This is a genomic window from Psychromonas sp. MME1 (assembly GCF_041080865.1).
GTDB lineage: Bacteria > Pseudomonadota > Gammaproteobacteria > Enterobacterales > Psychromonadaceae > Psychromonas.
Genome location: NZ_CP160906.1, coordinates 2826135 through 2853063, shown reverse-complemented (window position 1 = coordinate 2853063; position 26929 = coordinate 2826135). Strand labels below are relative to the sequence as shown.

15 protein-coding genes, 3 tRNA genes, 4 rRNA genes and 1 pseudogene are annotated in these 26929 nt (G+C 41.8%); 10 read left to right on the top strand and 13 right to left on the bottom strand.

The genetic code is table 11. From position 1 onward, the window contains the following. The first annotated feature begins 18 nt into the window (after nt 1-18). The 8 genes and pseudogenes from AB2N10_RS13160 to AB2N10_RS13125 form a co-directional block, all read left to right on the top strand. Nucleotides 19-1563: ribosomal RNA gene (locus tag AB2N10_RS13160) — 16S ribosomal RNA — on the top strand. A gap of 78 nt (nt 1564-1641) precedes the next feature. Next, nucleotides 1642-1718: transfer RNA gene (locus AB2N10_RS13155), tRNA-Ile, on the top strand. A gap of 54 nt (nt 1719-1772) precedes the next feature. Continuing rightward, nucleotides 1773-1848 (top strand) — tRNA-Ala (locus tag AB2N10_RS13150). Between the two features lie 496 nt (nt 1849-2344). Beyond that, nucleotides 2345-5233, top strand: a 23S ribosomal RNA gene (locus tag AB2N10_RS13145). 111 nt (nt 5234-5344) lie between these two features. Further along, nucleotides 5345-5460 (top strand): 5S ribosomal RNA (gene rrf, locus AB2N10_RS13140). Nucleotides 5461-5517: 57 nt separating this feature from the next. Then, a 5S ribosomal RNA gene (gene rrf, locus AB2N10_RS13135) occupies nt 5518-5633 on the top strand. Together the 16S, 23S and 5S rRNA genes with 3 tRNA genes alongside form the textbook arrangement of a ribosomal RNA operon. An 8-nt stretch (nt 5634-5641) precedes the next feature. Further along, a tRNA-Thr gene (locus AB2N10_RS13130) sits at nt 5642-5717 on the top strand. Nucleotides 5718-6119: 402 nt separating this feature from the next. Continuing rightward, nucleotides 6120-6317: pseudogene (locus AB2N10_RS13125) on the top strand (IS256 family transposase); the annotation flags it as partial. Nucleotides 6318-6427: 110 nt separating this feature from the next. Here AB2N10_RS13125 and AB2N10_RS13120 read toward each other — a convergent pair. The 4 genes from AB2N10_RS13120 to AB2N10_RS13105 form a co-directional block, all read right to left on the bottom strand. Next, the gene (locus AB2N10_RS13120) at nt 6428-7618 is read right to left on the bottom strand and encodes a diguanylate cyclase (RefSeq protein WP_354622825.1); all 1191 of its coding nucleotides are present in this window, start codon (nt 7616-7618) and stop codon (nt 6428-6430) included. A 248-nt stretch (nt 7619-7866) separates the two neighbouring features. Beyond that, nucleotides 7867-10101 carry an SUMF1/EgtB/PvdO family nonheme iron enzyme gene (locus AB2N10_RS13115; protein WP_354622824.1) on the bottom strand — a complete coding sequence of 745 codons (2235 nt, stop codon included), beginning with the start codon at nt 10099-10101 and terminating at the stop codon, nt 7867-7869. Between the two features lie 88 nt (nt 10102-10189). Continuing rightward, nucleotides 10190-10720 (bottom strand): carbohydrate binding domain-containing protein, encoded by a 531-nt coding sequence (locus tag AB2N10_RS13110; protein WP_354622823.1) that lies wholly within the window; start codon nt 10718-10720, stop codon nt 10190-10192. 628 nt (nt 10721-11348) lie between these two features. Continuing rightward, nucleotides 11349-11600, bottom strand: a complete 252-nt coding sequence (locus AB2N10_RS13105) for a hypothetical protein (RefSeq protein ID WP_354622822.1) — start codon at nt 11598-11600, stop codon at nt 11349-11351. Nucleotides 11601-12095: 495 nt separating this feature from the next. Here AB2N10_RS13105 and AB2N10_RS13100 point away from each other — a divergent pair, with 495 nt between their 5' ends. Together AB2N10_RS13100 and AB2N10_RS13095 are read left to right on the top strand one after the other, a co-directional pair. Next, complete coding sequence (locus tag AB2N10_RS13100; RefSeq protein ID WP_354622821.1) at nt 12096-15131, top strand: cellulose-binding domain-containing protein; 3036 nt, start codon at nt 12096-12098, stop codon at nt 15129-15131. Nucleotides 15132-15544: 413 nt separating this feature from the next. Continuing rightward, nucleotides 15545-16942, top strand: coding sequence for an undecaprenyl-phosphate glucose phosphotransferase (locus AB2N10_RS13095; RefSeq protein ID WP_354622820.1), 1398 nt, complete (start codon nt 15545-15547; stop codon nt 16940-16942). 54 nt (nt 16943-16996) lie between these two features. Here the strand turns inward: AB2N10_RS13095 and hslU are convergent, their stop codons facing one another. The 9 genes from hslU to dapF all read right to left on the bottom strand — a co-directional run bounded on the left by hslU (nt 16997) and on the right by dapF (nt 26915). Further along, complete coding sequence (hslU, locus tag AB2N10_RS13090) at nt 16997-18331, bottom strand: ATP-dependent protease ATPase subunit HslU (RefSeq protein WP_354622819.1); 1335 nt, start codon at nt 18329-18331, stop codon at nt 16997-16999. 12 nt (nt 18332-18343) lie between these two features. Then, entirely contained in the window at nt 18344-18895 is a 552-nt protein-coding gene (gene hslV, locus AB2N10_RS13085) for an ATP-dependent protease subunit HslV (protein ID WP_354622818.1), read from the bottom strand. A gap of 146 nt (nt 18896-19041) precedes the next feature. Further along, nucleotides 19042-19581 carry an SPOR domain-containing protein gene (locus AB2N10_RS13080; protein WP_354622817.1) on the bottom strand — a complete coding sequence of 180 codons (540 nt, stop codon included), beginning with the start codon at nt 19579-19581 and terminating at the stop codon, nt 19042-19044. Continuing rightward, a complete protein-coding gene (gene argS / locus AB2N10_RS13075) occupies nt 19581-21329 on the bottom strand; it encodes an arginine--tRNA ligase (protein WP_354622816.1) in 1749 nt (582 codons plus the stop codon). The genes AB2N10_RS13080 and argS overlap by 1 nt, the downstream gene beginning before the upstream one ends. Nucleotides 21330-21464: 135 nt before the next feature. Continuing rightward, nucleotides 21465-21920 carry a hypothetical protein gene (locus AB2N10_RS13070; protein WP_354622815.1) on the bottom strand — a complete coding sequence of 152 codons (456 nt, stop codon included), beginning with the start codon at nt 21918-21920 and terminating at the stop codon, nt 21465-21467. A gap of 118 nt (nt 21921-22038) precedes the next feature. Then, on the bottom strand, nt 22039-24210 hold the full coding sequence (gene uvrD / locus AB2N10_RS13065) for a DNA helicase II (RefSeq protein WP_354622814.1): 2172 nt from the start codon (nt 24208-24210) through the stop codon (nt 22039-22041). 33 nt (nt 24211-24243) lie between these two features. Beyond that, a complete protein-coding gene (locus tag AB2N10_RS13060) occupies nt 24244-24951 on the bottom strand; it encodes an HAD-IA family hydrolase (protein ID WP_354622813.1) in 708 nt (235 codons plus the stop codon). Nucleotides 24952-24962: 11 nt separating this feature from the next. Then, entirely contained in the window at nt 24963-25862 is a 900-nt protein-coding gene (gene xerC, locus AB2N10_RS13055) for a tyrosine recombinase XerC (protein WP_354622812.1), read from the bottom strand. 225 nt (nt 25863-26087) lie between these two features. Continuing rightward, on the bottom strand, nt 26088-26915 hold the full coding sequence (dapF, locus tag AB2N10_RS13050) for a diaminopimelate epimerase (RefSeq protein ID WP_354622811.1): 828 nt from the start codon (nt 26913-26915) through the stop codon (nt 26088-26090). Between the last annotated feature and the right edge of the window lie 14 nt (nt 26916-26929).

The following is a 26929-nucleotide window of genomic DNA, read 5'->3' as shown; positions in this document are numbered from 1 at the left end:
ATAACCTAATTAAACTTTAAATTGAAGAGTTTGATCATGGCTCAGATTGAACGCTGGCGGCAGGCTTAACACATGCAAGTCGAACGGTAACAGAGAATAGCTTGCTATTTTGCTGACGAGTGGCGGACGGGTGAGTAATGCTTGGGAATTTACCTTGTTGTGGGGGACAACAGTTGGAAACGACTGCTAATACCGCATAATGTCTTTTGACCAAAGGTGGCCTCTATTTATAAGCTATCGCGACAAGATGAGCCCAAGTGGGATTAGCTAGTTGGTAGGGTAAAGGCCTACCAAGGCGACGATCCCTAGCTGGTCTTAGAGGATGACCAGCCACACTGGAACTGAGACACGGTCCAGACTCCTACGGGAGGCAGCAGTGGGGAATATTGCACAATGGGGGAAACCCTGATGCAGCCATGCCGCGTGTGTGAAGAAGGCTTTCGGGTTGTAAAGCACTTTCAGCGAGGAGGAAAGGGTGCAGGTTAATACCCTGTATCTGTGACGTTACTCGCAGAAGAAGCACCGGCTAACTCCGTGCCAGCAGCCGCGGTAATACGGAGGGTGCGAGCGTTAATCGGAATTACTGGGCGTAAAGCGCGCGTAGGTGGTTAATTAAGTCAGATGTGAAAGCCCAGGGCTCAACCTTGGAACTGCATTTGAAACTGGTTAACTAGAGTTTTGTAGAGGGTGGTAGAATTTCAGGTGTAGCGGTGAAATGCGTAGAGATCTGAAGGAATACCAGTGGCGAAGGCGGCCACCTGGACAGAGACTGACACTGAGGCGCGAAGGCGTGGGGAGCAAACGGGATTAGATACCCCGGTAGTCCACGCAGTAAACGATGTCTATTAGAAGTTTGTGGCTATATGCCGTGGGTTTCAAAGCTAACGCATTAAATAGACCGCCTGGGGAGTACGGCCGCAAGGTTAAAACTCAAATGAATTGACGGGGGCCCGCACAAGCGGTGGAGCATGTGGTTTAATTCGATGCAACGCGAAGAACCTTACCATCCCTTGACATCCAGAGAATCACCAAGAGATTGATGAGTGCCTTCGGGAGCTCTGAGACAGGTGCTGCATGGCTGTCGTCAGCTCGTGTTGTGAAATGTTGGGTTAAGTCCCGCAACGAGCGCAACCCCTATCCTTATTTGCCAGCGGGTCAAGCCGGGAACTCTAGGGAGACTGCCGGTGATAAACCGGAGGAAGGTGGGGACGACGTCAAGTCATCATGGCCCTTACGGGATGGGCTACACACGTGCTACAATGGCAAATACAAAGGGTTGCTAACCTGCGAGGGTATGCGAATCTCATAAAGTTTGTCGTAGTCCGGATCGGAGTCTGCAACTCGACTCCGTGAAGTTGGAATCGCTAGTAATCGTGGATCAGAATGCCACGGTGAATACGTTCCCGGGCCTTGTACACACCGCCCGTCACACCATGGGAGTGGGCTGCACCAGAAGTCATTAGCTTAACCTTCGGGATGGCGATGACCACGGTGTGGTTCATGACTGGGGTGAAGTCGTAACAAGGTAGCCCTAGGGGAACCTGGGGCTGGATCACCTCCTTACGTAAAGAAATTCACAATAATGAGTGTTCACACAGATTGTTTGATTAGAATGATAAAGACGTATGACAGGCCGTTATTGGGTCTGTAGCTCAGTTGGTTAGAGCGCACCCCTGATAAGGGTGAGGTCGGCAGTTCAAATCTGCCCAGACCCACCAATTTCTTGTAAGTTTACTTGAAATTGTGAACAATCTGTTTATACAAACCATGTTGGGGCTATAGCTCAGCTGGGAGAGCGCCTGCCTTGCACGCAGGAGGTCAGCGGTTCGATCCCGCTTAGCTCCACCACTTACATTAGTAAGTGTACCAACATGAACCTCTTTTAGAGGGAGAGGCTTAAGATAAGTTAGATAATTTATCTTAAGCTTTTTTTTACGAAAAAGTTTGCTCTTTAACAATTAGGAAAGCTGATAAAGTTCTGTTTGAACGTATCGATATAGATATCAATATGTTTAAACGAAACGAAATTGTTCTCAATGATTAATTTATTAATCATTGTAATCAAGCAAAAATAAAAAGTTCATTTTTCACGTAGTGAAATGTGAACAGTACGTATCTACTCAATCATATGATTGATAGGTGCACGAAAAACGAATGTTGTTTTTTGTATTGTAAAATATGAGAAATCGCAAGCGTCTTGGAAACGACATACAAAACAAAAATCAGTATTAAGTAGTGATGCCAAATGGTGTTGCCCACTCAGACATTGACAAAAAGACGTCAATCTCTTGTTGGGAACAATACCTAAAACGCGTCACTGCGTGACACTTTTTAGGTGTTGTATGGTTAAGTGAATAAGCGTGCACGGTGGATGCCTAGGCAATTAGAGGCGATGAAGGACGTGGTAATCTGCGATAAGTCCAGGGGAGTTGATAACAAGCGTTATATCCTGGAATTTCCGAATGGGGCAACCCGGCACTTAGTGTCATCGTTAAGTGAATACATAGCTTAACGAAGCGAACGAGGGGAACTGAAACATCTAAGTACCCTTAGGAAAAGAAATCAACCGAGATTCCGAAAGTAGCGGCGAGCGAAATTGGAACAGCCCTTAAGCTGTTTAGAAGTTAGTAGAATGGTCTGGAAAGTCCGACGATACAGGGTGATAGTCCCGTATATGACAACTTCTTTACAGTGAAAACGAGTAAGACGGGACACGAGAAATCCTGTTTGAATATGGGGGGACCATCCTCCAAGGCTAAATACTCCTAATTGACCGATAGTGAACCAGTACCGTGAGGGAAAGGCGAAAAGAACCCCTGTGAGGGGAGTGAAATAGAACCTGAAACCGTGTACGTACAAGCAGTAGGAGCCGACTTAGTTCGGTGACTGCGTACCTTTTGTATAATGGGTCAACGACTTAATTTCAGTAGCAAGGTTAACCGTATAGGGGAGCCGTAGGGAAACCGAGTCTTAACTGGGCGAATAGTTGCTGGGATTAGACCCGAAACTTGGTGATCTAGCCATGAGCAGGTTGAAGGTTGAGTAACATCAACTGGAGGACCGAACCCACTAATGTTGAAAAATTAGGGGATGACTTGTGGCTGGGGGTGAAAGGCCAATCAAACCAAGAGATAGCTGGTTCTCCTCGAAAGCTATTTAGGTAGCGCCTCGTGTATCACTGTTGGGGGTAGAGCACTGTTTGGGCTAGGGGGTCATCCCGACTTACCAACCCCATGCAAACTCCGAATACCAACAAGTGCAATCACGGGAGACACACGGCGGGTGCTAACGTCCGTCGTGGAAAGGGAAACAACCCAGACCGCCAGCTAAGGTCCCAAAGTATATGTTAAGTGGGAAACGATGTGGGAAGGCTTAGACAGCTAGGAAGTTGGCTTAGAAGCAGCCATCTTTTAAAGAAAGCGTAATAGCTCACTAGTCGAGTCGGCCTGCGCGGAAGATTTAACGGGGCTAAACATATCACCGAAGCTGCGGATGCTTATTTATAGGCATGGTAGAGGAGCGTTCTGTAAGCCGTCGAAGGGAAAGCTGTAAGGCATCCTGGAGGTATCAGAAGTGCGAATGTTGACATGAGTAACGATAAGGGGGGTGAAAAACCTCCCCGCCGGAAGACCAAGGGTTCCTGTCCAACGTTAATCGGGGCAGGGTGAGTCGACCCCTAAGGCGAGGCCGAAAGGCGTAGTCGATGGGAAACGGGTTAATATTCCCGTACCCTTATATTTTGCGATGGGAGGACGGAGAAGGCTAGGTGGGCCTGGCGATGGTTGTCCAGGTTCAAGTATGTAGGTGGAAGACTTAGGTAAATCCGGGTTTTCTTAACACTGAGATACGATGTCGAGTCACTAAGGTGATGAAGTCATTGATGCCATGCTTCCAGGAAAAGTCTCTAAGCTTCAGAAATATAAGGATCGTACCCCAAACCGACACAGGTGGTCAGGTAGAGAATACCAAGGCGCTTGAGAGAACTCGGGTGAAGGAACTAGGCAAAATGGTACCGTAACTTCGGGAGAAGGTACGCCGCTGACGGTGAAGTCCCTTGCGGATGGAGCTATTGGCGGCCGAAGATACCAGATGGCTGCAACTGTTTATTAAAAACACAGCACTGTGCTAAATCGCAAGATGACGTATACGGTGTGACGCCTGCCCGGTGCCGGAAGGTTAATTGATGGGGTTAGACTTAGGTCGAAGCTCTTGATCGAAGCCCCGGTAAACGGCGGCCGTAACTATAACGGTCCTAAGGTAGCGAAATTCCTTGTCGGGTAAGTTCCGACCTGCACGAATGGCGTAATGATGGCCATGCTGTCTCCACCCGAGACTCAGTGAAGTTGAAATCGCTGTGAAGATGCAGTGTACCCGCGGCTAGACGGAAAGACCCCGTGAACCTTTACTACAGCTTAGCAGTGAACTTAGAGCCTACATGTGTAGGATAGGTGGGAGGCTATGAAGCGTTGTCGCCAGATGACGTGGAGCCGACCTTGAAATACCACCCTTGTATGTTTTGAGTTCTAACCATGGCCCCTGAATCGGGGTTTGGGACATTGTTTGGTGGGTAGTTTGACTGGGGCGGTCTCCTCCCAAAGAGTAACGGAGGAGTACGAAGGTTGGCTAATCACGGTCGGACATCGTGAGGTTAGTACAATGGTATAAGCCAGCTTAACTGCGAGACAGACACGTCGAGCAGGTACGAAAGTAGGTCATAGTGATCCGGTGGTTCTGAATGGAAGGGCCATCGCTCAACGGATAAAAGGTACTCCGGGGATAACAGGCTGATACCGCCCAAGAGTTCATATCGACGGCGGTGTTTGGCACCTCGATGTCGGCTCATCACATCCTGGGGCTGAAGTCGGTCCCAAGGGTATGGCTGTTCGCCATTTAAAGTGGTACGCGAGCTGGGTTTAGAACGTCGTGAGACAGTTCGGTCCCTATCTGCCGTGGGCGTTTGAGAATTGAGAGGAGCTGCTCCTAGTACGAGAGGACCGGAGTGGACGAACCGCTGGTGTTTGGGTTGTCATGCCAATGGCATTGCCCAGTAGCTACGTTCGGAATCGATAACCGCTGAAAGCATCTAAGCGGGAAGCGAGCCTCAAGATGAGTTCTCACTGGGACTTTAAGTCCCCTAAAGGGCCGTTGGAGACTACAACGTTGATAGGCAAGGTGTGTAAGTGCGGTAACGTATTGAGCTAACTTGTACTAATTACCCGTGAGGCTTAACCATACAACACCTAAGACGTGTTGATGTAACCAAGAAAAAGTACGTTTGCGACAATATATTTTACAACTTGCAAGATTAAAGAATAATAGACAGCTTTTCTAATTAACTTTTTAGCTTGGCGAACATAGCGCTGTGGTCCCACCTGATCCCATTCCGAACTCAGAAGTGAAACGCAGCTGCGCCGATGGTAGTGTGGGGTCTCCCCATGTGAGAGTAGGTCATCGCCAAGCGCCTAATTCCTTATAAAAGCCCCAATCCTGTGATTGGGGCTTTTATAGTAAATTTTTTCTGATAATAATAGCGCTGTAGTCCCACCTGATCCCATTCCGAACTCAGAAGTGAAATGCAGCTGCGCCGATGGTAGTGTGGGGCCTCCCCATGTGAGAGTAGGTCATTATCAGATTCCCTTTTGCTGATATGGCTCAGTTGGTAGAGCACACCCTTGGTAAGGGTGAGGTCGGCGGTTCGAATCCGCCTATCAGCACCATCCCCCCTGTTTTTAAAGTCTTTAAACTCCATAAACTAATTAAAAACAACGTAAATACAAGCTATTAACGCAATGCGTAGTCCAGTAGTGTTTTTTTAACGTCTTGCATAATCCTACGTTTTAGGTAACACTGGCAAAATGTTACTAAGGCGATTAAAATTGCCCCCTTAACAGATACTCAAATCAAGAAAGCAAAACCACATAAGAAAGAATACAACCATCAATGATGGCAATGGGTTGCGTTAAGAATTAAGCCTACAGACTTAAAATTGTGGCTGTTTAATTATTATCGACCAATCACACCAAAGCGAGCCAATTTAAGTTTTGCTAAATACCCTGATAAATCATATTTTCCCAATTATCGGCAAACAGCCAATCACTTCAATTACAGCCCCTCACGTTATTACAGCACTTAGACCGATGAAGCAAAAGGCCATTAAAAATCGCAAGGTATTCCCAACGGATGATTCCGCTAAAAAAGTAGTCTATCTTGCTGTGATGGATGCATCAAAGAAATGGACAATGCCAATTAGGAATTGGAAAACGGCCTTAAATCGCTTTATGATAGCATTTGAAGACCGTCTTAAAGATTACATTTAAAAACTGCAGTTACACAGAATTATTTACAGGGTCGATTAAGTCTGAGCTACTACAGCTTAGGTTAGCTGAATGGGGTTGGCTCATCCACCTTTAAACCTGTTCTATTAGCTTTAACAGACTTTAATTTGGTCATATCCTGAAGATTTGGCATCTCTTAAGGCATTATCAACTTTTAACATCAAAGATTTCATTGTGTTTTCATCAGTTGGTAATATATTAGACAAACCGAAACTCATTGTTAAGCGATTTTGAATGGGAGAGTAAGCATGCACCATGGCAAGATCTTTAATAGACTCATGAAGTGTTTTGGCTATTTTTAAACCTTTTGTAGCATTACCCCCTTTAATTAATATAACGAACTTTTGCTCTTCAAGGTGTGCAATAAAACAGCCAAACTCTTCGCATTTACTTTTTAATGTACAAGCAACTAGCAAAAGAATTTCTTCGCTGTTTTCCTGACCATAGTGTTGTTCATAGTCATTAAAGAAGTCAACTTCTCCAATCACCATTGATAATAATTCTTTGTTTGTTGTGCTTTCTTGCCAAGCATTGACAAAGTAATGATTAAATTCGCGGCGATTATATATATGTATTTGCGATATTGAACGCTCAAAGCCGCTTTCTTGAGAATCTTTAAGCTCTGAAGTGTTATCTGCAAAGCCATTTTGTTTAATCTTTAATTCAACATTGCTAAAAAAACGATTATGTCCTGTTTTTTTAGCACTCTGCAATGCATGCGTTGATTTTTGGAACAACGTATCCATCGTTGTTGGATAAATACTAGAGATACCAATGCTAAGTGTCACAACATCGCTGACTTCCGAGAACTTATGTTCTGTATGAGATTCTTCGACAGCAAGCCTTAGCGCTTCAGCAACCTCCTCTGCTGTTTCTACATCGCCCCCTTTAATTATGACGGCAAACTCACCACCCTGATAGTGGGCTAGGTAACAATCAAATTTCTCACAAGTATTTTTTAGTGCAAGACTAATAACTAGCAGCATGAAAGCTGAACCTTGATAGCCATACTTATCGAAATATGCTTTGAAGAAGTCTATTTCACAAATGAGTAGAGAAAGTAGTTCTCTTTTATCACTTGCTTGTTGCCAAGCTCTTTCATATTGCACTTCAAAAGTATGCCGATCAGCAATATTCATTTGTGACATTACTTGGTCAAATGCAGCTCTTTCTGAACTTATTTTATCTTCTAGATTTTGATATTTAGTGATGTCAACAACGGCTTTGTTATTAGCGGATTGATATTTACCACTTGGATTATCTGTTTGATTAGATTGTGACATCAGCTATTCCTTTATCTTAGTTTCTTTCTCTAACTCGTTTAAACAAATGAAATCTTAATTCTTTGCGTTGTAACTAGTAAAATAGATCAGCTATTTACTGGAATTGGTAATATAGCTATATGATCTGAATATGTGTCTCCGGCTAGAGCAAAGTAAGCATGAGCCTTTTGAAAACATTAACTGCGATAGCGTATAGTTTCATTCAAAATTGTAATGTCCAGTTTAGTGAGAATTGAATAATAGAAATATTACTTTTGAACTAAACGGAAACCATTACCAGAGTCTCGATTACTCACTGCCCTATGTTCACGATTAGCTGAACGCAACTGAGTTGGGGGCGAATTCCAAGAACCACCACGTAACACCGCCATATCACAATTTCCATCTAACCGCGCGGCATCGTTATCCAAAGCCCCATTGTAGTTTTCATTCCAACAATCTTGTGTCCATTCAGCCACGTTACCATGCATATCATATAATCCCCATGGGTTAGCATCAAAACTCTGTACGTGTACAGTCCGTTGATGCTTCAAACGACTACAAGAGTCACAGTTGGTAAGGTTGTCTCCAATCTCATCTCCCCAACTGTATAGAGTTGTGCTACCTGCACGTGCAGCATATTCCCACTGTGATTCACTCGGTAAACTAAACTCCATCCCTGTTACTTTATTCAACCAAGGAATATATTCATCGACAATATCATTGAAACTGACCGATATAACTGGACGGGTACCTTTTCCCCAGCCTTTATCTGACGGTAAATAAGTACAGGCGCCTTGGTTTACACATGCCTGCCATTGTTCGAAAGTTACTTCATGAGCCATCATCTTAAATGGCTTAACACTCACACTATGAACGGGGCTTTCGCTCTTTTCACCATCGTTTGAGCCCATTTGAAACTTACCATCTTTTATTAAAACTAAAGGGCCAACATATTTATTTAGCATTTGCGCTTGTTTTTCAGCTCTTGTTTTTTCTAATACTTGTTTGGCTTCTGCTGCTATTTTGGCTTCTTCTGCTATTTTGGCTTCTAATGCTATTTGGGCTTCTGCTGCTATTTTAGCTTCTAACGCCATTTTAGCTTCTGCTGCTATTTTAGCTTCTAATGCTATTTCAGCTTCTTTTGAAGCTTTATTCTTTTGTATCGCTTCAACTTGTCTTGCTAAATCGCCGAATATTTTGTACCAATGTTGTTCAGCTTGTTGGTACGTCGAAATTGCAATTTCGATATAACCTCCACGGCTACTTTTTTCTGCTTTTTCCATTAAATCAGAAGCTTGTTGTATATCTGGAGATTTTAAATTGTGTTCTTTAACTATTTGATCTACTTTATCTTTAGCTGTAAACGCCTCTTTTTTTGATTCTTGTAAATTTGCTATGTGTGCAAGTAATGCAATAAATGTCGTAGATGCTTCCTGATAGTATTTTATCGCCTTGGTATATTGCCAAGCTTGCTTGGTTGCATTTGCGGTATCCATCAACAGGTTAGCTTGCGCGATTTCACTCGATGCAATTAGCTGATAGGTTTCCAAGGCTCGCATTAGTTTTGCTTGTGCTTGTAGCGCGTCTTGCTGAATGGTATATAAGTGCTGACTAGCATTAAACTGCTGCCATATATTTTGGTATGCTTGATTGGCATCATGAAGTAACTGCAGCGCTTGTAAGTTATCTTCAGGTTTAGATTGTTGATTATTCAAAATATTTTGTGCTTGAGTAGTTTGCCCTGCTAACTCTGATAGGAGGGCTCCTTCCGCAAGATACTCTTGGATAAGTTGCTGCCTGAAGTGTAACGCTTCAAGGTTGTCTATCTTAACAGGATCACTCTCAGCAATTTCTAGCTCTGCAGATAAATCACGTTGCCCTTTATCTAAACGTTGAACCTGAGTATTGATCTCTTCTAATAATTGTGTCCCCTCCATTCGTTGCTGTAAAAAGAACTCTTTCTCAACTGAGTTAAGGTTTCCTATAAAATGGTTTAACCAACCCTGTTGATAGGCGATAGCTCCACCACCTAGTAATATAGCGGTGAGGAAGATAAGTACTAATTTGTTTGTGCTACGGTTAGTGTTATTAATTTCCGCTTGCCTATTCGCTTGAGGTATACATTTATCTTTGCTCTCTTTTGGGAGCTCATGAAAAGTATGATGTTGAACGCCCTTCTTTGAAGTATCTATTATCGGTATTTGGGTATTACTTTGTCTCGCAACAATCGATTCTTTGATGCTATTGATATTCGTATGGAGAGAAGGTTCAGCTATATTATCTAACGTATTGGGCTCATCAATACTATCTAATAAAGCTGTTTGCGCTTGGTTAAGGCTATCAAGTGTTGCCATATGCTTTTTAACTAACTCAGCTGTTGATGCATTAATGGCCTCCATTTGAATAGGCTCAGCTATTGCATTGTATGCTTGTTTGATGTTTTTTTCGGTTAACGCTTTGCCTTTTAATTGCAGTAAAGCAATCGCTTCTTGTTTTTCCATTTTGTCTTATAATCCTTTGTTGTGTTACAACTTAGCAAGAAAAGCCACTGGCAAAGCGTGGCATAGGAGCAAAGTAGGTTAATTGATATTAATTGCTTTTTAGAGATAGGTTACGAACACAGACGTTCGCTATTTTTTGAGCGCCGAATTGTAGTTGGAAATCTGTTTTAGGGTCACTACTTTCCTGATGAGTGAAGGTTAAAGTAAACGGTGCTGACTTACTGCTTACAGATATCTCTTTGCTAAAATAGTTGGTATAAGGTGCGCCTTCATGTTGAATTACGGCATTGAACTTAGTATCTACATTAGCGCGAGCGGTAAATTCTAATGTGTAACTCATTCCTTTTATTAGCCCAAAGCCTCCTTGGCCTAAAATCACATCCCAAGGTTTGCTACCTGCGGTGGTAATGTTGATACAACCTTCAGTATCTTTTACATTTAATTCTGCACCTGTAGCCCACCAACCATCGAAGCCATTAGTAAATTGACCATTACGTAGCAACTCACCTTTCATTAGAGTATCTACATTGTCTGAGGTGGTACTACAGCCAAATAATAAACTACCTGTGAGAGTTGAACATATAAGTAAAGCTGGGAGTTTTTTATTTAAAAGCATCATTAATTACCTTTGTAATGAGAAGTTAAAAATAAGAGAGTGCCACCCCTCTGTCTGTGTCGGTTAAATACCACCCTGAAAGTTTATTGTAATTAATTTATTGTGAATTTTGTGTTTTGTCATCACGCATTTCTATTCGAAATTTAGTAATGTTATTTCGATATATTGTTTGTGTGAATAGCTCCTCGTTTCTTCATTGTTATTATTTGCCGATTTATACCAATTCCGATAAATAGCTGATCTATTTTACTGGTTAAAACAACTTACTGCTGCGTTGTAATTTTCGCAAAGGGAATAGCCATTTACGTCAAATTACGCCTTGAATTAAGCTGTTTTTCCTACGCGAAATTTAGATCACATACTTACCGGAGTTGGTATTATCTTTTCAGGAATACGTTTCTATGCTGAATACGCCGTGGGGATTATAAATATTGTCATATACTCAATAGTCGTTGCATAACTTTGACAGGGTGCTAGCCAACTTCATTATTGTGTGAGGGTCAACTATCTTAGTAGGCTGTAAAATTTTTGACTTGTAGGATATGTAAGTGATAGATAATTTGACTGGGTATGCAACAATTCGCATAAAATACCGCATAATTGAGATCCCATCGTTAAATGGGATAACTATTTAGTGTTTCGTAGTCTTGGTGCCGTTACGTACTAAGTCTTGGCCTGTTTGAAACACCTCTTCTGTGATCCATCTAGATAATAATAGTTGGTGCTTGTCATCCAACACCGCGACAAATCGGCGTCCATCTTTTTTGCTGGTTGCCATAGCTATTCCGCCTATATTGCTTAGACCTAAACCACCGTTTTCAACAGTGATTAAAAATGCTTTTAATTGGTCGAGGTTGGTGATGGTGTCTGCATCGTTATTCATCGTGTTAATGTTCTCTGTTTGATTAAATTTTAAGTTTCGCAAAGGAATGCCGTCAAGTTAAGCGCTTTAATCCTTTTGCTAAAAGGAAATGTTACGGTGTTTATTTCTTTAAGGCAACACTTCATAGGATTGCACAAAATATTGTTTATATTTGCAAAAGGCCAATAAAAGTAGGAAAAAACTTACAAAATGAATGTTTCAATTTTTTGATAGAATTTAAGCAAATTTAAAGGGGGCTTTATATCTACATCTGTATTGTCATCGTTGCAGTGTTCGGCAACGAGTGAAAAATATCTGATGATATTTACGGAAATCTACCCTTGCATCTAAATATGCCAAATGATTTGGAAATATACATAGGCGGCAAAGCTGTTATTACTATCCACATTGCAGATAGGCTTTCTTGTAGACGGGAGAAACGTAGCTAAGATCTCTCCAATTTCAAATTAAAATGGAATAGCTAAAAATATAATGCATTAATGTAAAAGGAAATTTATGCGCAAAATCAATAAAATAACAGCTGCGCTAGCTGGTATTCTCTTAACTGGTCACTTGTATGCTGCTGAACTCTATGACGTTACAAAGGCGTATCCTGGCCGTTCTCAGGTAACAGCTAACGGTAAATTGTATGAAGCCAAGTGGTATGCTAATCCTGGACAAAGCCCTACAAATGATTATGCGAACGTGTGGGACTCTCCATGGAAACTAATTGGTAATGCAGAACCGATCCCAGAGCCGGTACCAGGTGATCTTGTGGCATTTATTCCAGGTGAGACACGTGTTAGTAATGGTGCTATAGTTTCTTATAAAGATCAGTGTTTTATTGCTAAAAATAATCCCGGAGTATGGGAAACTCCAAGTGCATCATCATGGTTTTGGACTTTAACTGAGTGCCCTAGCGAGGGGGCGCCAATCATTGCACCGGGTGAGCCTGGTTCGCCAATTGTTGCACCTGAAGAGCCTAATAATGGCAACCCCATTATTCCAGCTGATCCCGAATATCCACTTGAGCCAGGTATACCGGTTGTTGTTCCGGGTGAGCCTGGCTCGCCAATTGTTGCACCGGAAGAGCCTAATAATGGTACCCCCATTATTCCGGCCGATCCCGAGTATCCACTTGAGCCTGGTATACCGGTTGTTGTTCCTGGTGAGCCTGGTTCACCAATTGTTGCACCTGAAGAGCCTAATACTGGTACCCCCATTATTCCGGCCGATCCCGAGTATCCACTTGAGCCAGGACAACCAGAAGTACCCCCAGTAGATCCTGTTGATGAGTTGTGTGTCGAGTTTAATGTCTACCCTGATTGGACCCAAAATGGATATGCCGGTCAAGGTGATATCATGGTTTATAACAATATTGCTTATTCTGCTAAATATTGGACACAGTCAATTCCAGGTGGCGATGATTCTTGGCAACATCACTTAAATTGTGATGGCACCGAACCGGGTACTGCACCTCTACTTTCTTTACCAAACCCAATGGATCCTGTGAGTTTGAAGGTTAAGGGGTGGCCGAGTGATTTTGTTGTCGCTAGCCCCTCATTAGATGCGCCGACTGTGGTGAATGTTAATACGATCAACGCCGACGATTTATCTGATTACGCAAAACTAACGAATGCTTTTATTGCATTGATTGAGGTCGCTAAACAGGCTGGTTCTTCAGCAATTATCATTAGAAGTGATGTGCTTGATGCACTTATCAATGATGGCCAAGCGGTAAGGACTATTGCAGTCAAAAAAGCGTTAACGGAAGCGCTTGATTACACGGGTAGTCGAATTGATATCGATGATATTAATGCACTAAGCAATGATGTTAAAGGCTGGGCTCAAGCGCAAAATTTAGTGTTGTCTACAATGGCTCCTGAAGCAACTTTTGGTTGGTCTTTAAGCATTGGAGATTTTGCTTACGAAACTTATTCAGGTAGAAGAGCGGTATGGAATGCGGCATCTAAAGCAACGGCAGACTTACTGGATAAATTCAAGCTGTATAAAGCTGAATCAGGTAATGCTGCTGACTTTATTGCTTTTTCTAAGTCAAGCTCATCTGCCCCCTTATCAAGCGATCAATGGCACAACGCTTTGGAGTATGTAAAACAAGTCACAGACTTTGTACAGGCTCCTGCATTACTATCGACCCTGCCAACGGCTCAAGCTGCTGCTTATTTTATGGGGACGACCCCTGAAGAAAGTAAAATTCGTAAAGCGGCTCATAGTAATATATTCGCCATTTTATTCGACGCTGATAGTGCTGATTTAACGGCAAAAATTGAACGTTACCAAGGTGCTAAAGTGCCACTATATTATGTTGGTGATGATGTTCTAGAAGGACCATTAACGGTTATCCCATCACTTAATCGTGATTTAGAGAATGCTGAAACGGTGATGAATAATGAAGCCTTTCTATACGAAACCCCTCAATCAAAATGGATTCCATCGACTGTGTATAAGTGGGCGGATTTCTTAAATGGCTTAAATTCAATGCATAATATTGGTGTTGCTGGCAATACTTTCTGGTTAGTCGATGAAAATGCAGATGATGAAACAAATGCTAAGTACGCTAAGGTCGCTATCGCAGCTTTCTTAGCGCAAAGTATGCAAGAGACGATTCGCTACAATGCTTGTGATGAAAACAATTGGGCTGAAATTAAATACGGCGCACCAGCAGACTACCCGATGACAGCAAGTTGTGGTCAGTTAGGTCAAAAATATGCAGATTATGGAATGAATCCGGTAACCGGTAAAGACCATCCATATTCTTGTCCTCGTGATAATAAAATGGAAGTAACAGCGCAAACTCACGCCCAATGGTACGGTGCACCTGCGCCAATTTTTGCCGCTCCAAATTCTGTACTTGCAGAGCAAGGCCTATTGGTTAATGGTCACGTTGGTCGTTGGACGAACAGTGGGCACTGTAATACTGTACCGACTGCTGTTGATACTTCAAAGCAAGTATGGGAACGTAACGAGTGTGAAGTTTATATTGGTCAAAAAGCTGGGAAGTTCATTTGGGATGGTAGTAGCCAGGAGACCGTTGAAGGTTGTGGCTGGTGGGGACGTGGTGTTATACAAACTACTGGTCGTCAAAATTTCGGTACACTGAATCACTTCATGGGCCGTTCACATGTCGATCCTGAGACTATCGGTAAAACGATTGATGGTACGACAGTTGAAGCTCCACCTGCGAGTCCGTTGTATGCCGACTTAGACTTCTGTTCAAACCCAGGGTTAATTTGTAGTTCTGAAGAGAATAGAGAAATCAAATGGATTGCGGGTCTGTTTTTCTGGGTAACCTCAGTACAAGCCTACAATGACGAAGGCGGTTTATACCAAGATTGGAACTACTACAATGAAATTAAAAAGTATGTCGATGGTGGCATGACGGGAACAGCATTTATTGATGCGGTATCAGGTATCGTTAACCGAGGTTGTCCTGACAGTACTTGTCCAGAGAGCGGTGCGGTTCATAACATAAAAGAACGCCGTGATAACTTTATGCTAGTACTAGAAAAATTAGGTCTTAATCCACAATAAGCGTTATTGAAATATTATTTCACTTGGATCATGCCAGCCAGTTCGAAACTGACTGGCATTTTTTTGTTTTTTGCCAAAAATAGAGGGGGATTACTGACCATTGAGTTAAGTATGTGAATTAAAATTTTAGATCGGTTAAAGCGCTTTCTTCGAAGCGTAAATTAATATAGGGTAAAGCTCTAAATCGCATATTGGGGGACATTATTTATGAGGGAAGGCATGCGTCTATCACGTATCTATTTGTTTCAATTAACCATTTTATTTTAGTGGGTAATGTGTTTACTTCGGAGAGTATTATCCCACTTTGACTTAATATTGCTTCTGAATCATTCACAATCGTACTATAATTAATCTAATTAACCCCTTTCAAAAGGAATATCTGATTTTGGGAAAAACAAGTCAAGGATGTAATAATGACGCAAGATTACGTAAGAGATAGTATTAATAGGAATTCTTTTGTATATAGACTTGCCGATTTAGTGGTGATTCAATGCGTTTTGCTGCTTTCTATTTATAGTTATGACTCGAATTTTAACGAACACTACTCTTTAGTCTCATTAATCGCTTCTATTGTTTACCTTCTCCTGGCTGAAAATAATCAGCTTTACCATTCAGGTCAAACTCGCTTTTATTCTCGTTTAACGTTAAATACTTTTCTTTGTTGGTTGTTTGCTATTTTTGCGGTGACAACATATTTGTTTTTTACTAAAACGGGGACCGATATTTCTCGAGTGGTTATTGGTTTGTGGTTAGTTTTAACCTCATTTGGTTTGATTGGTTGGCGCTATTTTTTACATTTATATTTATGTAAATACCGTAGTCTTGGTTTTAATCTTCGTAAAGTGGCCATTATTGGGTTGACTGATTCGGGGATTCGTTTGGCCGATGAGCTTACTGAGCGAATGGAAATAGGTTGCACGCTAACGGCTTTCTTTGATGATAGAGAAGTTGAGCGATTATCTACCAAATACATTGACTTTTTAGGTGGGAGTATCGATTCGGGGGTAAAAAGAGCTAAGGATGGTGAATTCGATTTAGTTTATATTGCGTTGCCTTTTAACGCTCAAAATCGTATTGAATCTATCTTGCGATATCTAGGTGATACGACCGTTGATGTACATATTGTTTCCGATTTTTTTACCTTCAATTTATTGAATTCTCGTTTGTCTTATATGGGCAACGTGCAAACAATCAGTGTTTATGAGTCTCCTATGAGTGGTTTATCTTCCGTTGCAAAACGGGTTGAAGATATCATTGGCTCCTTAATTATCCTGCCGATCATTATGTTGCCGATGTTAGCGATTGCTTTGCTCATCAAGCTTGACTCCCGTGGTCCTGTTTTTTTCAAGCAAAAGCGTTATGGGCTTGATGGGAAATCTATTGATGTTTTAAAGTTCAGATCAATGACCGTTAGCGAAAATGGTACTGCTGTTAAACAAGCTACTAAGGGAGATGCTCGGGTAACAAAATTAGGGGCTTTTTTAAGGCGAACTTCCCTCGATGAGTTACCGCAGTTTATCAATGTATTATTTGGGCAAATGTCCATTGTTGGTCCTAGACCACATGCAGTCGTACATAATGAAACCTACCGTGAATTAGTCGACTTTTATATGTTGCGCCATAAAGTAAAGCCGGGGATTACGGGGTGGGCGCAAGTTAATGGGTGGCGTGGAGAAACCGATACCCTAGATAAGATGAAAAAACGCATTGAGTTTGATTTAGAGTACATAAGGTCTTGGTCAATATTATTGGATATAAAAATTATTTTTATGACCATTATTAAGGGATTTTCAGACAAAAACGCTTATTGATATATTGAAAAAGCCACTATAAAAATAGTGGCTTTGATAGGTTTAATTGTAGAGCTAGAGAATGAATCGACTTAGATCTTCGTTTTCGATTAGTTCATCTAACGCATTAGCAACATAGTTTGCATCGATGATAATTGACTCACCCCCTCTGTCGGAGGCATCATAGGATAATTCGTCCATAATGCGCTCCATGAGAGTATGTAAACGACGTGCGCCTATATTTTCTGTTGTTTCATTGACATGCCATGCTGATTTTGCAATTTTATCAATACCACATTGGGTAAATGAGATGGTTACCCCTTCAGTTGCCAATAATGCTTGGTATTGTTCACTCAGCGATGCTTTAGGTTCAGTTAATATACGTGCAAGATCTTGCTCTTTTAACGCTTCTAATTCAACACGAATAGGTAATCGCCCCTGTAGTTCAGGAATCAGATCGGAAGGTTTGGCAATTTGGAAAGCACCCGATGCGATAAATAACATATGATCGGTTTTTACCATGCCATGCTTAGTACTGACGGTTGAACCTTCAATTAAAGGTAGCAGGTCGCGTTGCACCCCTTCTCTAGAGACGTCAGGACCTGAAGTGTCCCCGCGTTTGCATATTTTATCTATTTCATCAATGAAGATAATACCGTTATTTTCAGCGGCAAATATCGCTTTCTCTTTCAGATCTTCTTGATTGATTAATTTTGATGCTTCAGATTCTGTTAAGACTTTTAACGCATCTTTTATTTTCAATTTGCGTTTTTTAGTTTCGCTTTTACCTGACATATTTTGGAATAGACCTTGTAGCTGATTGGTCATCTCTTCCATGCCCGGAGGTGCCATTATCTCCACGCCTATTTGTGGTGCGGGAACATCTAACTCTATCTCTTTTTCATCAAGTTGCCCTTCACGTAACTTTTTACGGAACGATTGGCGTGCAGCACCATCTTCAACTTTGCTCTTGTCCCACTCATTATCGGTTTTTGCAGGAGGGATCAATATATCTAGAATGCGATCTTCGGCTAAGTCTGCTGCTCGATGGGTTACTTTTTCCATTTCTTCTTCGCGTGTTAGTTTGATGGATACATCAACTAGGTCGCGGATAATACTTTCTACTTCTTTACCGACATAACCGACTTCAGTAAATTTTGTTGCTTCAACTTTAATAAAGGGGGCTTTCGCTAACTTTGCTAAACGTCGTGCAATTTCTGTTTTACCGACCCCAGTAGGGCCGATCATTAAAATATTTTTAGGAGTCACTTCTTGGCGAATTTCTTCATCAAGTTGCATACGGCGCCAGCGATTACGAAGGGCGATTGCGACCGCGCGTTTGGCTCTGTTTTGACCAATGATATGGCGATCAAGCTCGTGTGCAATCTCTTTAGGAGTCATATTGGACATGGCGATATATTCCTATTTGTTACTTGTTGCATTATCGTTATCAAACTCAATGCATTCAATAGTTTGGAAGGTATTAGTGAAGACACAAATGTCACCAGCAATAGTTAATGCTTTTTCAACAATTGTTTTTGCATCTAAATCCGTATTTTCTAATAAGGCGATAGCTGCAGACTGAGCATAGTTGCCACCTGAACCAATCGCGATCAAGTCATTTTCAGGACGAACAACATCCCCATTACCGGTAATAATGTATGAATGTTTTGCATCTGCAACGGCTAACAATGCTTCAAGTTTACGTAGCATTCTGTCGGTGCGCCAATCTTTAGCCAGTTCAACGGCTGCACGCTCTAAGTTACCTTGGTGTGCTTGCAATTTTGCTTCAAATCGCTCTAAAAGGGTAAACGCATCAGCCGTGCCGCCAGCAAAACCTGCAATTACCTTGTTGTTATATAATCGATGTACTTTACGTGCATTGCCTTTCATGACGGTATTACCGAGAGAAACTTGACCGTCTCCGCCAACCACGACTTGGTTACCGCGACGTACTGAAACAATAGTAGTCATATTAATACCTTTAAAACTGAAAAAAGAGGAGCAACAAGCAGGATCTAATAGCTGCTAATTCTTATATATGAGGGGGGTTATTATATTTTCAAGGGTAAAAAGAGAAAACAATAATTTATTCGTTTATTGTTTTCTCTTTTAAGGTTTTATCGCCATAGCCAGATTTGGCAACCGTTGATTCTGGCGCGTTGCAGTTTGTGACGATCTTTTTCTGCTAGACGTTTGCGTTCGTAGGGGCCTAAAATAACACGGTACCAGCTGCCTGTTAGTTTTACTTGGCTATTTAAACCTTGGAAGGCAATGCTTGCTTTTAATGCTTGTGCATCATCATTTTTACGAAATGAGCCACATTGCATTTGATATTTATTGGTCGATTTTTTTGCAACGGGCAGATCAACGACGATTTCTTTTTCTTTAAGCGCCTTTTCATACTCCCACTTAGGTTGTGGTTTTTCCGGTAACAGTTCTTCTTTTTTTGTTACCGGAGCTTTAACCGCGGGGGCGGGGTCTGGTTTATCTACAGCGAAGATAAAGTAACCGATAAAAGCCATTAATAGCGTTGCAAGTAAGATTGCTAATAATGGAAATCCGTTATTAGATTTATTTTTTTTACTGGCCGCGCTAGAGCGGGGACGTTGTCCCGTTTTCGCGCGAGTACTGGGTTTTCGTCGGTTAACAGGGGGCATTACATACGTTCCAATGTGTTGATTCCCAGTAGAGACAATCCCTGTTTCAGGGTTTTAGCGGTTAATGCTGCTAGCTTCAAGCGACTCTGTTTTTCGGTTTCATTGCTTGCTGATAAAATCGGGCATGCTTCGTAAAAACTTGAAAACAGGCCTGCTAGCTCAAAGAGGTATGAACATAAAAAGTGTGGCATGCCTTGTTTAGCAACATTGTTAACTATTTCATTGAACTGGGTTAATTTATTCGCTAAATCAACCTCTTTCTCTTGGCTTAGAGTAACTGGGCTGGTGATGTTATCGAGTTCAATTTCTGCTTTATTAAAAATACTGATAACGCGCGTGTAGGCATAAAGTAAGTAAGGTGCTGTATTGCCTTCAAAACTCAGCATGCTATCAAAGCTAAAGGTGTAATCACTGGTGCGACTTTTTGAAAGGTCAGCATATTTAACGGAAGAGATACCAACAATTGATGCGATATGACGAAGTTGTTGTTCATCCATATCTTGATTTTTTTCTTTTACTAAATCGTAAGCGCGCTCTTGTGCTTCTGTTAATAGATCCGCAAGCTTCGGTGTTGAACCTGCGCGTGTTTTAAATGGCTTACCATCTTCACCCATCACGGTTCCGAAGGGCATATGTTCAAGTGCGGTTTCTTGTTTGACAAAGCCAGCTAAACGAGCAACTTCAAAAACCTGTTGGAAATGCAAGCCCTGACGTGCATCAACAAAATAGAGGATACGATCCGCATGTAATTCATTTTGGCGATAGCGCATTGCTGCCAAGTCCGATGTTGCATAGAGGTAACCGCCATCTTTTTTCTGGATAATAACGGGTAGTGGTTCACCATCTTTATTTTTAAAACTATCTAAAAAGACACACTTAGCCCCTTGGCTCTCTTTTAATAAGCCCTTTGTATCTAAATCGGTGACGACATTGGCTAAGTCATCATTATAGGCACTTTCACCACGTACATCGTCAAGGGTAAGGCCTACTCCTAAGCGGTCATAGGTTTCTTGGCAATGAGATAGACTTATTTGATTAAATTCTGTCCATAATTTTAGGCAAGCTTCATCACCGCCTTGTAATGCTACGACTAAATCACGAGCACGTGTCGCAAAGGCTTCTGACTCATCGAAACGGCCTTTTGCGGCACGATAAAACTGTTCAAGGTTAGATAGGTTATTTTCAATGGGTTCATTTTTAGCGCGTAGCTCTTCCATGTAGGCGAGCAACATACCAAATTGTGTTCCCCAGTCGCCAACGTGATTTTGACGAATAATATTATGTCCTTGAAACTCAAGTGTGCGCGCAACGGCATCGCCGATAATTGAAGAACGTAAGTGGCCGACGTGCATCTCTTTAGCAAGATTAGGTGAAGAGTAATCGATAACAATCGTTTGTGCTTTATCCGTTTTCGGTACATTTAAGCGCGCATCAAGGAAGGCTTCATCTATCTGTTTTTCTAAGATGTTAGGGGCAATGAAAAAGTTAATGAAACCAGGGCCTGCGATCTCCATTTTTAGGATTAAATCCGATGCAGGCATGTTATCAATGATTAGTTGTGCTAATGCACGAGGATTTTGTTTCGTCGGTTTAGCTAACATCAAGGCTAAGTTATTTGCAAAATCGCCATGTGATTTATCTTTTGTGCGGTCAATGTTTATACGTAGTGCAATATCGGCAGGAATTATTTGCTCTGTTTGTAAAGAAATAACAGCTTGTTCAAGTAGTTGCTGGATATGTGCTTTCATAGATAAATCACCAATGGCTAAAGAGTAGTAAATAGGCAAGGATTCTACCGTTTATCTGAGGTGAACACTAGGGGGGGATAAGTAAAATCAGGTGATAAAAAGTAAGAAGGTTTATTCAATAGGCTGTTATTGCAATTACATATAATTAAATTCATTGCTAGCCATGACAACGCGGTGTAAATTTTCCTGCTCTTGATGCGTTAGACTGACCAAAGCGAGTTCAGCTTCGGGCGTTGGTGAGTTATAGGCTACCGTTTGCATTAATTCAATGAGTTGTGTATCAAGTTTCAATGCAAGAGCCAGAACATCTTCGATATCTAAATCCGCTTGTAATTGCATCTGTTGGCATTTCATGGGGATACTTTGATCAAAAATATTTTCTAACCAAGTTTCTAATAAACTGCTCGGTGCTTGTTGGGCATATTCATGCAACTGTAAATAGGAAAGCTGCTCTTTATAGTACATGAATTCGAGTAATAATTTCACTTTATCGTTTTTGCTTTCAAGACTAAGTCGTTGATAAAGTTCTGCCAATGCGATATGGCAATCTTCTACATAGGTAAGAAACTCTTTAATAAGTTTAAAGTGCATCGTAAGCCCTCCTAACTAGAACATTGCTGCGCGTTAAAAACTCAAACCTTTTTAAAGGTTAGTTTAATTCTTAAAGATCACAACTTACTGCGCAACAGGGCTTAACTGTTTTAAAAGGCTAAACGGCCTCTAGGCGAGCGTAGGCGGTCATCAACCATTTACTGCCAACGCCCATAAAATGGACTTGTAAACGGCTATTTTCGCCACTCCCTTCTTGCCCGGTGATCGTGCCTTCGCCAAACTTGGGGTGTTTGACCTGTTGCCCTAGCCTAAAACCTTGTATATCTTGGCTCTCTGTGGCAAAGCTTGGCCGGGCAAGTGGAGCTGGTTGCATCCGTTTAACCTGTGTCTTAAGGCGCACATACTCGATGTCGTGTTCGGGTAATTCGTTGATGAAACGTGAAGGCGAATGGAACTTTTCTTGGCCATATAAACGGCGACTTTCGGCATGGCAAATGGTTAATTTTTTCATGGCGCGCGTCATGCCAACGTAGCACAGACGGCGTTCTTCTGCTAAGCGTGTTGGATCATCTGCGGATTGTTGTCCTGGGAACATGCCTTCTTCGGCTCCGACAATAAATACCTGTGGAAATTCGAGCCCCTTGGCTGCATGCATGGTCATCAGTTGTACGGCATCTTCAAATTCATCGGCTTGATTATCACCAGATTCTAAAGCGGCGTAGGCTAAAAATGCTGTCAGCTCATCCATATCCTGCTCTTCTTCTGGGATGACAAAGGCTTTGGTGGCTGAAACAAGCTCCTGTAAGTTTTCAATGCGGCTACGAGATTTTTCACCCTTTTCTTCTTCAAACATGGCATATAACCCAGAATGTTGCGTGATATGGTCAACGATTTGAAATAGTGGCAATTCAGAGGTTTCATTTTTAAAGCGATTAATTAACTCAATAAACCCCTGTAATGATCTTTTAGCTCCCGCACTCAATTGTTTATTTTCAATTAAATAGAGGCTTGCTTGCCACATGGTATAGCCTTGCTCGCGGGCGCAAAGACGAATTTTGTCAAGTGTGGTATTACCGATTTTACGTTTGGGTTTGTTGATGATCCGCTCAAACGCAGCATCATCTTGATGGTTATTCATGAGGCGCAAATAAGCGACGCTGTCTTTGATCTCTAAGCGGTCGAAGAAGCGTTGCCCACCATAAATATGGTAGGGTATTTGTTGTGCCATTAACTGCTCTTCGAAGAGTCGCGATTGCGCATTGCTGCGATATAAAATGGCGCATTCTGCTAATTTGTTGCCTGCAGACTTATAATTTTGCAGTTGTGAGGTAACGTAACGCACTTCATCGTAATCATTAAATGCGCTGTAAATGGAAATCGCCGCCCCTTCCTCACCACTGGTCCAGAGTTCTTTGCCTAATCGGTCGCTGTTATTTTTAATCAATGCGTTAGACGCATTAAGAATGTGCCCTGTAGAGCGATAGTTTTGCTCTAGGCGTACGGTCACAGGGTTGTTTTTTTCTTTTAAAAAACGTTGGATATTTTCAATATCTGCACCACGCCAACCGTAAATTGATTGGTCATCATCGCCAACGATAGTTAAGTAGTTATCGCTGTCTGTGAGTAAATTTAGCCACGCATATTGCAGTTTATTGGTATCTTGAAATTCGTCGACTAACACATGGCGAAAACGCGTTTGATAATGCGCTAACAGAGATGGGTTATTGAGCAATAATTCGTGTGCGCGTAACAATAGTTCTGCAAAATCAACCAGTCCTGCTAATTGACAGGCTTGCTCATAGGCACGATAAACCTGTAAGCGTTGTTTATCCTGTAGGCTGTATCCTGCTTCAATATGGCTTGCGCGTAAACCTTCATCTTTCTTATCGTTGATATACCACTGTAATTCTTTGGCTGGGTAGTATTTTTCATCAAGATTCAAGCTTTTAATAATGCGCTTGACCATTTTTTGTTGATCGTCGCTATCAATGATTTGAAACTGCTCAGGGAGATCGGCTTGCTGATAATGTAAGCGTAATAAACGGTGGGCTATTCCATGGAAAGTACCAATCCACATAGAACCTATTTGCATCGGGCAGATATCGGCAATACGGCTGCGCATCTCTTTAGCGGCTTTATTGGTAAAAGTCACTGCGAGAATACCATAGGTTGGGATATTATTGACTTGCATTAACCACGCGATTCTATGGGTTAGCACTCGTGTTTTACCACTGCCTGCTCCTGCTAATACGAGCATATTTTGCTCGGGAGCCGAAACTGCTGCACGCTGGTGGTCATTTAAGCCATCAATTAAGTAAGAAACATCCATCACAATAAACCTGTTTATTTAATCAGTGGGTGATTATAGCAACTTGTAGAGCTGATCTAAATGGCTGATTTCAACCGTAGGTAACAAAAGTGCGCCATTTAATGATTGTTTATTGGGATTATACCAAACCGCTTGCGCCCCATTATTTTGTGCACCATAGACATCGGTAATGAGGTGATCACCGACGTGGAGAATATCGCTTACCTCAATCTGTAAACGTCTCGCCGCTTCGACAAAGAGATCGCCCTGAGGCTTCGCTTTTAAGCCATCGCCAGCTTTTAGGATAAATTGAAATTTATCCTCTAATGCGATTTTTTGTGCATCGACATTACCATTGGTGATAGCGACGACCGGATAGTGTTGTGCTAAGTTAGCTAACAGTTGCATGCTTTCCTCGGGCACCACAAAATCACTGCGCAGAGTTAAAAAGTGTGCAAAAGCAATCTGGGACTGTTTAATCGCTTCATATTCCGGCATCCCATGGATAATCATCACGCGCGTCAATGTTTGTAAACGCCATAGTGAAACATCATCGCGTAATTGTGGGTTTTCATTGGCCATTTGATCTTTATAAAGCAACCATTGGTGCCGCGTGAATAGTTCAAGGTCTGGATAGCATTGGTTGAGATGGGTGATAAAGGATTCTTCTGCTTGCTCTATGATCGGGTGGTTATCGTAGAGGGTGTCATCAAGGTCAAAGCTGATCGCTTTAAAAGGTTTTAGTGGGCGGTAATATTTCATATTTTAAATTCCTACTTTTTCCGCTTTGCACGTGGATGCGCTTGATCGTACACCTGCGATAGGTGCTGAAAATCGAGGTGGGTATATATTTGTGTAGTGGCTAAATCGGCATGGCCTAATAGGCTTTGCACAGCACGAAGATTGCCACTTGATTCTAGCATATGGGTGGCAAATGAGTGGCGCAGTTTATGTGGGTTGATATGACTTGGCAGTGCTTGTGTCAATCCCCATTTTTCCATTCTGGCCTGCACACTGCGCGTTGATATACGTTTTTTTTGTTTGGAAACGAACAGCGCCTTCTCGCCTGTAATGCAAAATTCAGGGCGTATTTTCAACCACGCTTTAATCGCATTAGCGGCACTTGTTGTAATCGGTAACAAGCGTTGTTTACTGCCTTTACCTGTTACCATGACCTCTTTGGCTGCGAGTTTAATATCCGTGAGATTAATACCAACTAATTCACTCAGCCTTAACCCCGATGAATACATTAACTCCATCATACATTGGTCGCGAACACTGAGAGGATCCTGTTCATCAATATCGAGCAGTTGAAACATCTCATCTACCGAGATATTTTTTGGTAAAGGTTTATCTAATTTGGGGGCTGATACGCCCTTCGCAGGATTGTGAGTTAATTGATTCTGTTGTACTAAATAGTGCAAAAAGGAGCGTAGGGCAGATAATTTTGTGGCAATAGAGCGCGCTTTGATACCAGTTTGGTGTAGCGCTTTGGTCATCATGCGGACTTGCTGACTGTCTAATTCTGGCCAACTTGTGATCTGTTTTTTTTCTAATAATTCAATAAATTGAGCTAGATTTCGACGATAGTTGAGGATGGTGACTGGGCTGAGTCCACGTTGACTGGCGAGATGATTTAAATATTCTTCAATTTGTACATATAAAGGACTCATAGCTTTGCTCAATACAATTTGTAAAATAATACCAATCAGAATAAATAGCAGATTTATTTTACTGGTTAAAATAACTTACTTTTTTGTTGTAAGTTTCGCAAAGGGAACAACCATTTGTGTCAACTTACGCCTCAAATTAATCAATTTTTCCTGCGCAAAATTTAGATTACACACTTAATCCGATTGGTATAAAACGTGTTGCAAAGCAACACGTTAAAAGTCGCTTTAAATATTAATTTGTCCATCATAAACAAATTCAGCAGGGCCTGTCATTCTCACTGATTGTCCTGGTTGCCAAAAAAAGCGTAGTTCACCACCGGGTAAGGAAATGGTGCAATGGGTATCGAGTTTATTTTGTAGTTGCCCAATTACCGCAGCCGCACAAGCCCCCGTTCCACATGCCATTGTTTCGCCCACACCGCGTTCCCAAACGCGTAAACGGGCATAATCTCGACGCTTTATTTCTAAAAAGCCAACATTTACCCTATTTGGAAAACGTTCATGATTTTCTAGTAATGGCCCTAAAGTATCAACGGGCGCCGTATCGATATCATCGACTAACACGACACAATGTGGATTGCCCATAGAGACTGCACCGCACATTACCGTATGGTCTTCGACGCGTAAGATATAGGTTTTCTCCTCTTTTTTAGCGATAAAGGGGATTTTAGCTGGCTCAAGAATGGGCTTGCCCATATCGACGGTAATATTGCCATCCTGCTCTATTTTGAGTTGAATTTTACCATTTGCCGTACTGACATTGATCACACGCTTATGAGTTAACCCCTTCATTTTCACAAAACGCGCAAAGCATCGCGCCCCATTCCCGCACTGTTCTACCTCACTACCGTCAGCATTAAAGATGCGGTAATGGAAGTCCATTTCAGGATCGTAGGGCGGTTCAATCATTAATAATTGGTCAAAACCAATGCCAAAATGACGATCAGCTAGTCGCTTGATCGCCTCTTTTGAGATAAAAACATTTTGTGTGACGTTATCAATGACCATGAAGTCATTGCCTAATCCGTGCATTTTTGAAAATTGAATATTCATCATTTCTCGTTGTT

What these genes read in the sequence shown, in the direction of transcription:
- AB2N10_RS13120 (WP_354622825.1), bottom strand. Translation starts at nt 7,618, where the DNA reads ATGTCACAATCTAATCAAACAGATAATCCAAGTGGTAAATATCAATCC.
- AB2N10_RS13115 (WP_354622824.1), bottom strand. Translation starts at nt 10,101, where the DNA reads ATGGAAAAACAAGAAGCGATTGCTTTACTGCAATTAAAAGGCAAAGCG.
- AB2N10_RS13110 (WP_354622823.1), bottom strand. Translation starts at nt 10,720, where the DNA reads ATGATGCTTTTAAATAAAAAACTCCCAGCTTTACTTATATGTTCAACT.
- AB2N10_RS13105 (WP_354622822.1), bottom strand. Translation starts at nt 11,600, where the DNA reads ATGAATAACGATGCAGACACCATCACCAACCTCGACCAATTAAAAGCA.
- AB2N10_RS13100 (WP_354622821.1), top strand. Translation starts at nt 12,096, where the DNA reads ATGCGCAAAATCAATAAAATAACAGCTGCGCTAGCTGGTATTCTCTTA.
- AB2N10_RS13095 (WP_354622820.1), top strand. Translation starts at nt 15,545, where the DNA reads ATGACGCAAGATTACGTAAGAGATAGTATTAATAGGAATTCTTTTGTA.
- hslU (WP_354622819.1), bottom strand. Translation starts at nt 18,331, where the DNA reads ATGTCCAATATGACTCCTAAAGAGATTGCACACGAGCTTGATCGCCAT.
- hslV (WP_354622818.1), bottom strand. Translation starts at nt 18,895, where the DNA reads ATGACTACTATTGTTTCAGTACGTCGCGGTAACCAAGTCGTGGTTGGC.
- AB2N10_RS13080 (WP_354622817.1), bottom strand. Translation starts at nt 19,581, where the DNA reads ATGCCCCCTGTTAACCGACGAAAACCCAGTACTCGCGCGAAAACGGGA.
- argS (WP_354622816.1), bottom strand. Translation starts at nt 21,329, where the DNA reads ATGAAAGCACATATCCAGCAACTACTTGAACAAGCTGTTATTTCTTTA.
- AB2N10_RS13070 (WP_354622815.1), bottom strand. Translation starts at nt 21,920, where the DNA reads ATGCACTTTAAACTTATTAAAGAGTTTCTTACCTATGTAGAAGATTGC.
- uvrD (WP_354622814.1), bottom strand. Translation starts at nt 24,210, where the DNA reads ATGGATGTTTCTTACTTAATTGATGGCTTAAATGACCACCAGCGTGCA.
- AB2N10_RS13060 (WP_354622813.1), bottom strand. Translation starts at nt 24,951, where the DNA reads ATGAAATATTACCGCCCACTAAAACCTTTTAAAGCGATCAGCTTTGAC.
- xerC (WP_354622812.1), bottom strand. Translation starts at nt 25,862, where the DNA reads ATGAGTCCTTTATATGTACAAATTGAAGAATATTTAAATCATCTCGCC.
- dapF (WP_354622811.1), bottom strand. Translation starts at nt 26,915, where the DNA reads ATGAATATTCAATTTTCAAAAATGCACGGATTAGGCAATGACTTCATG.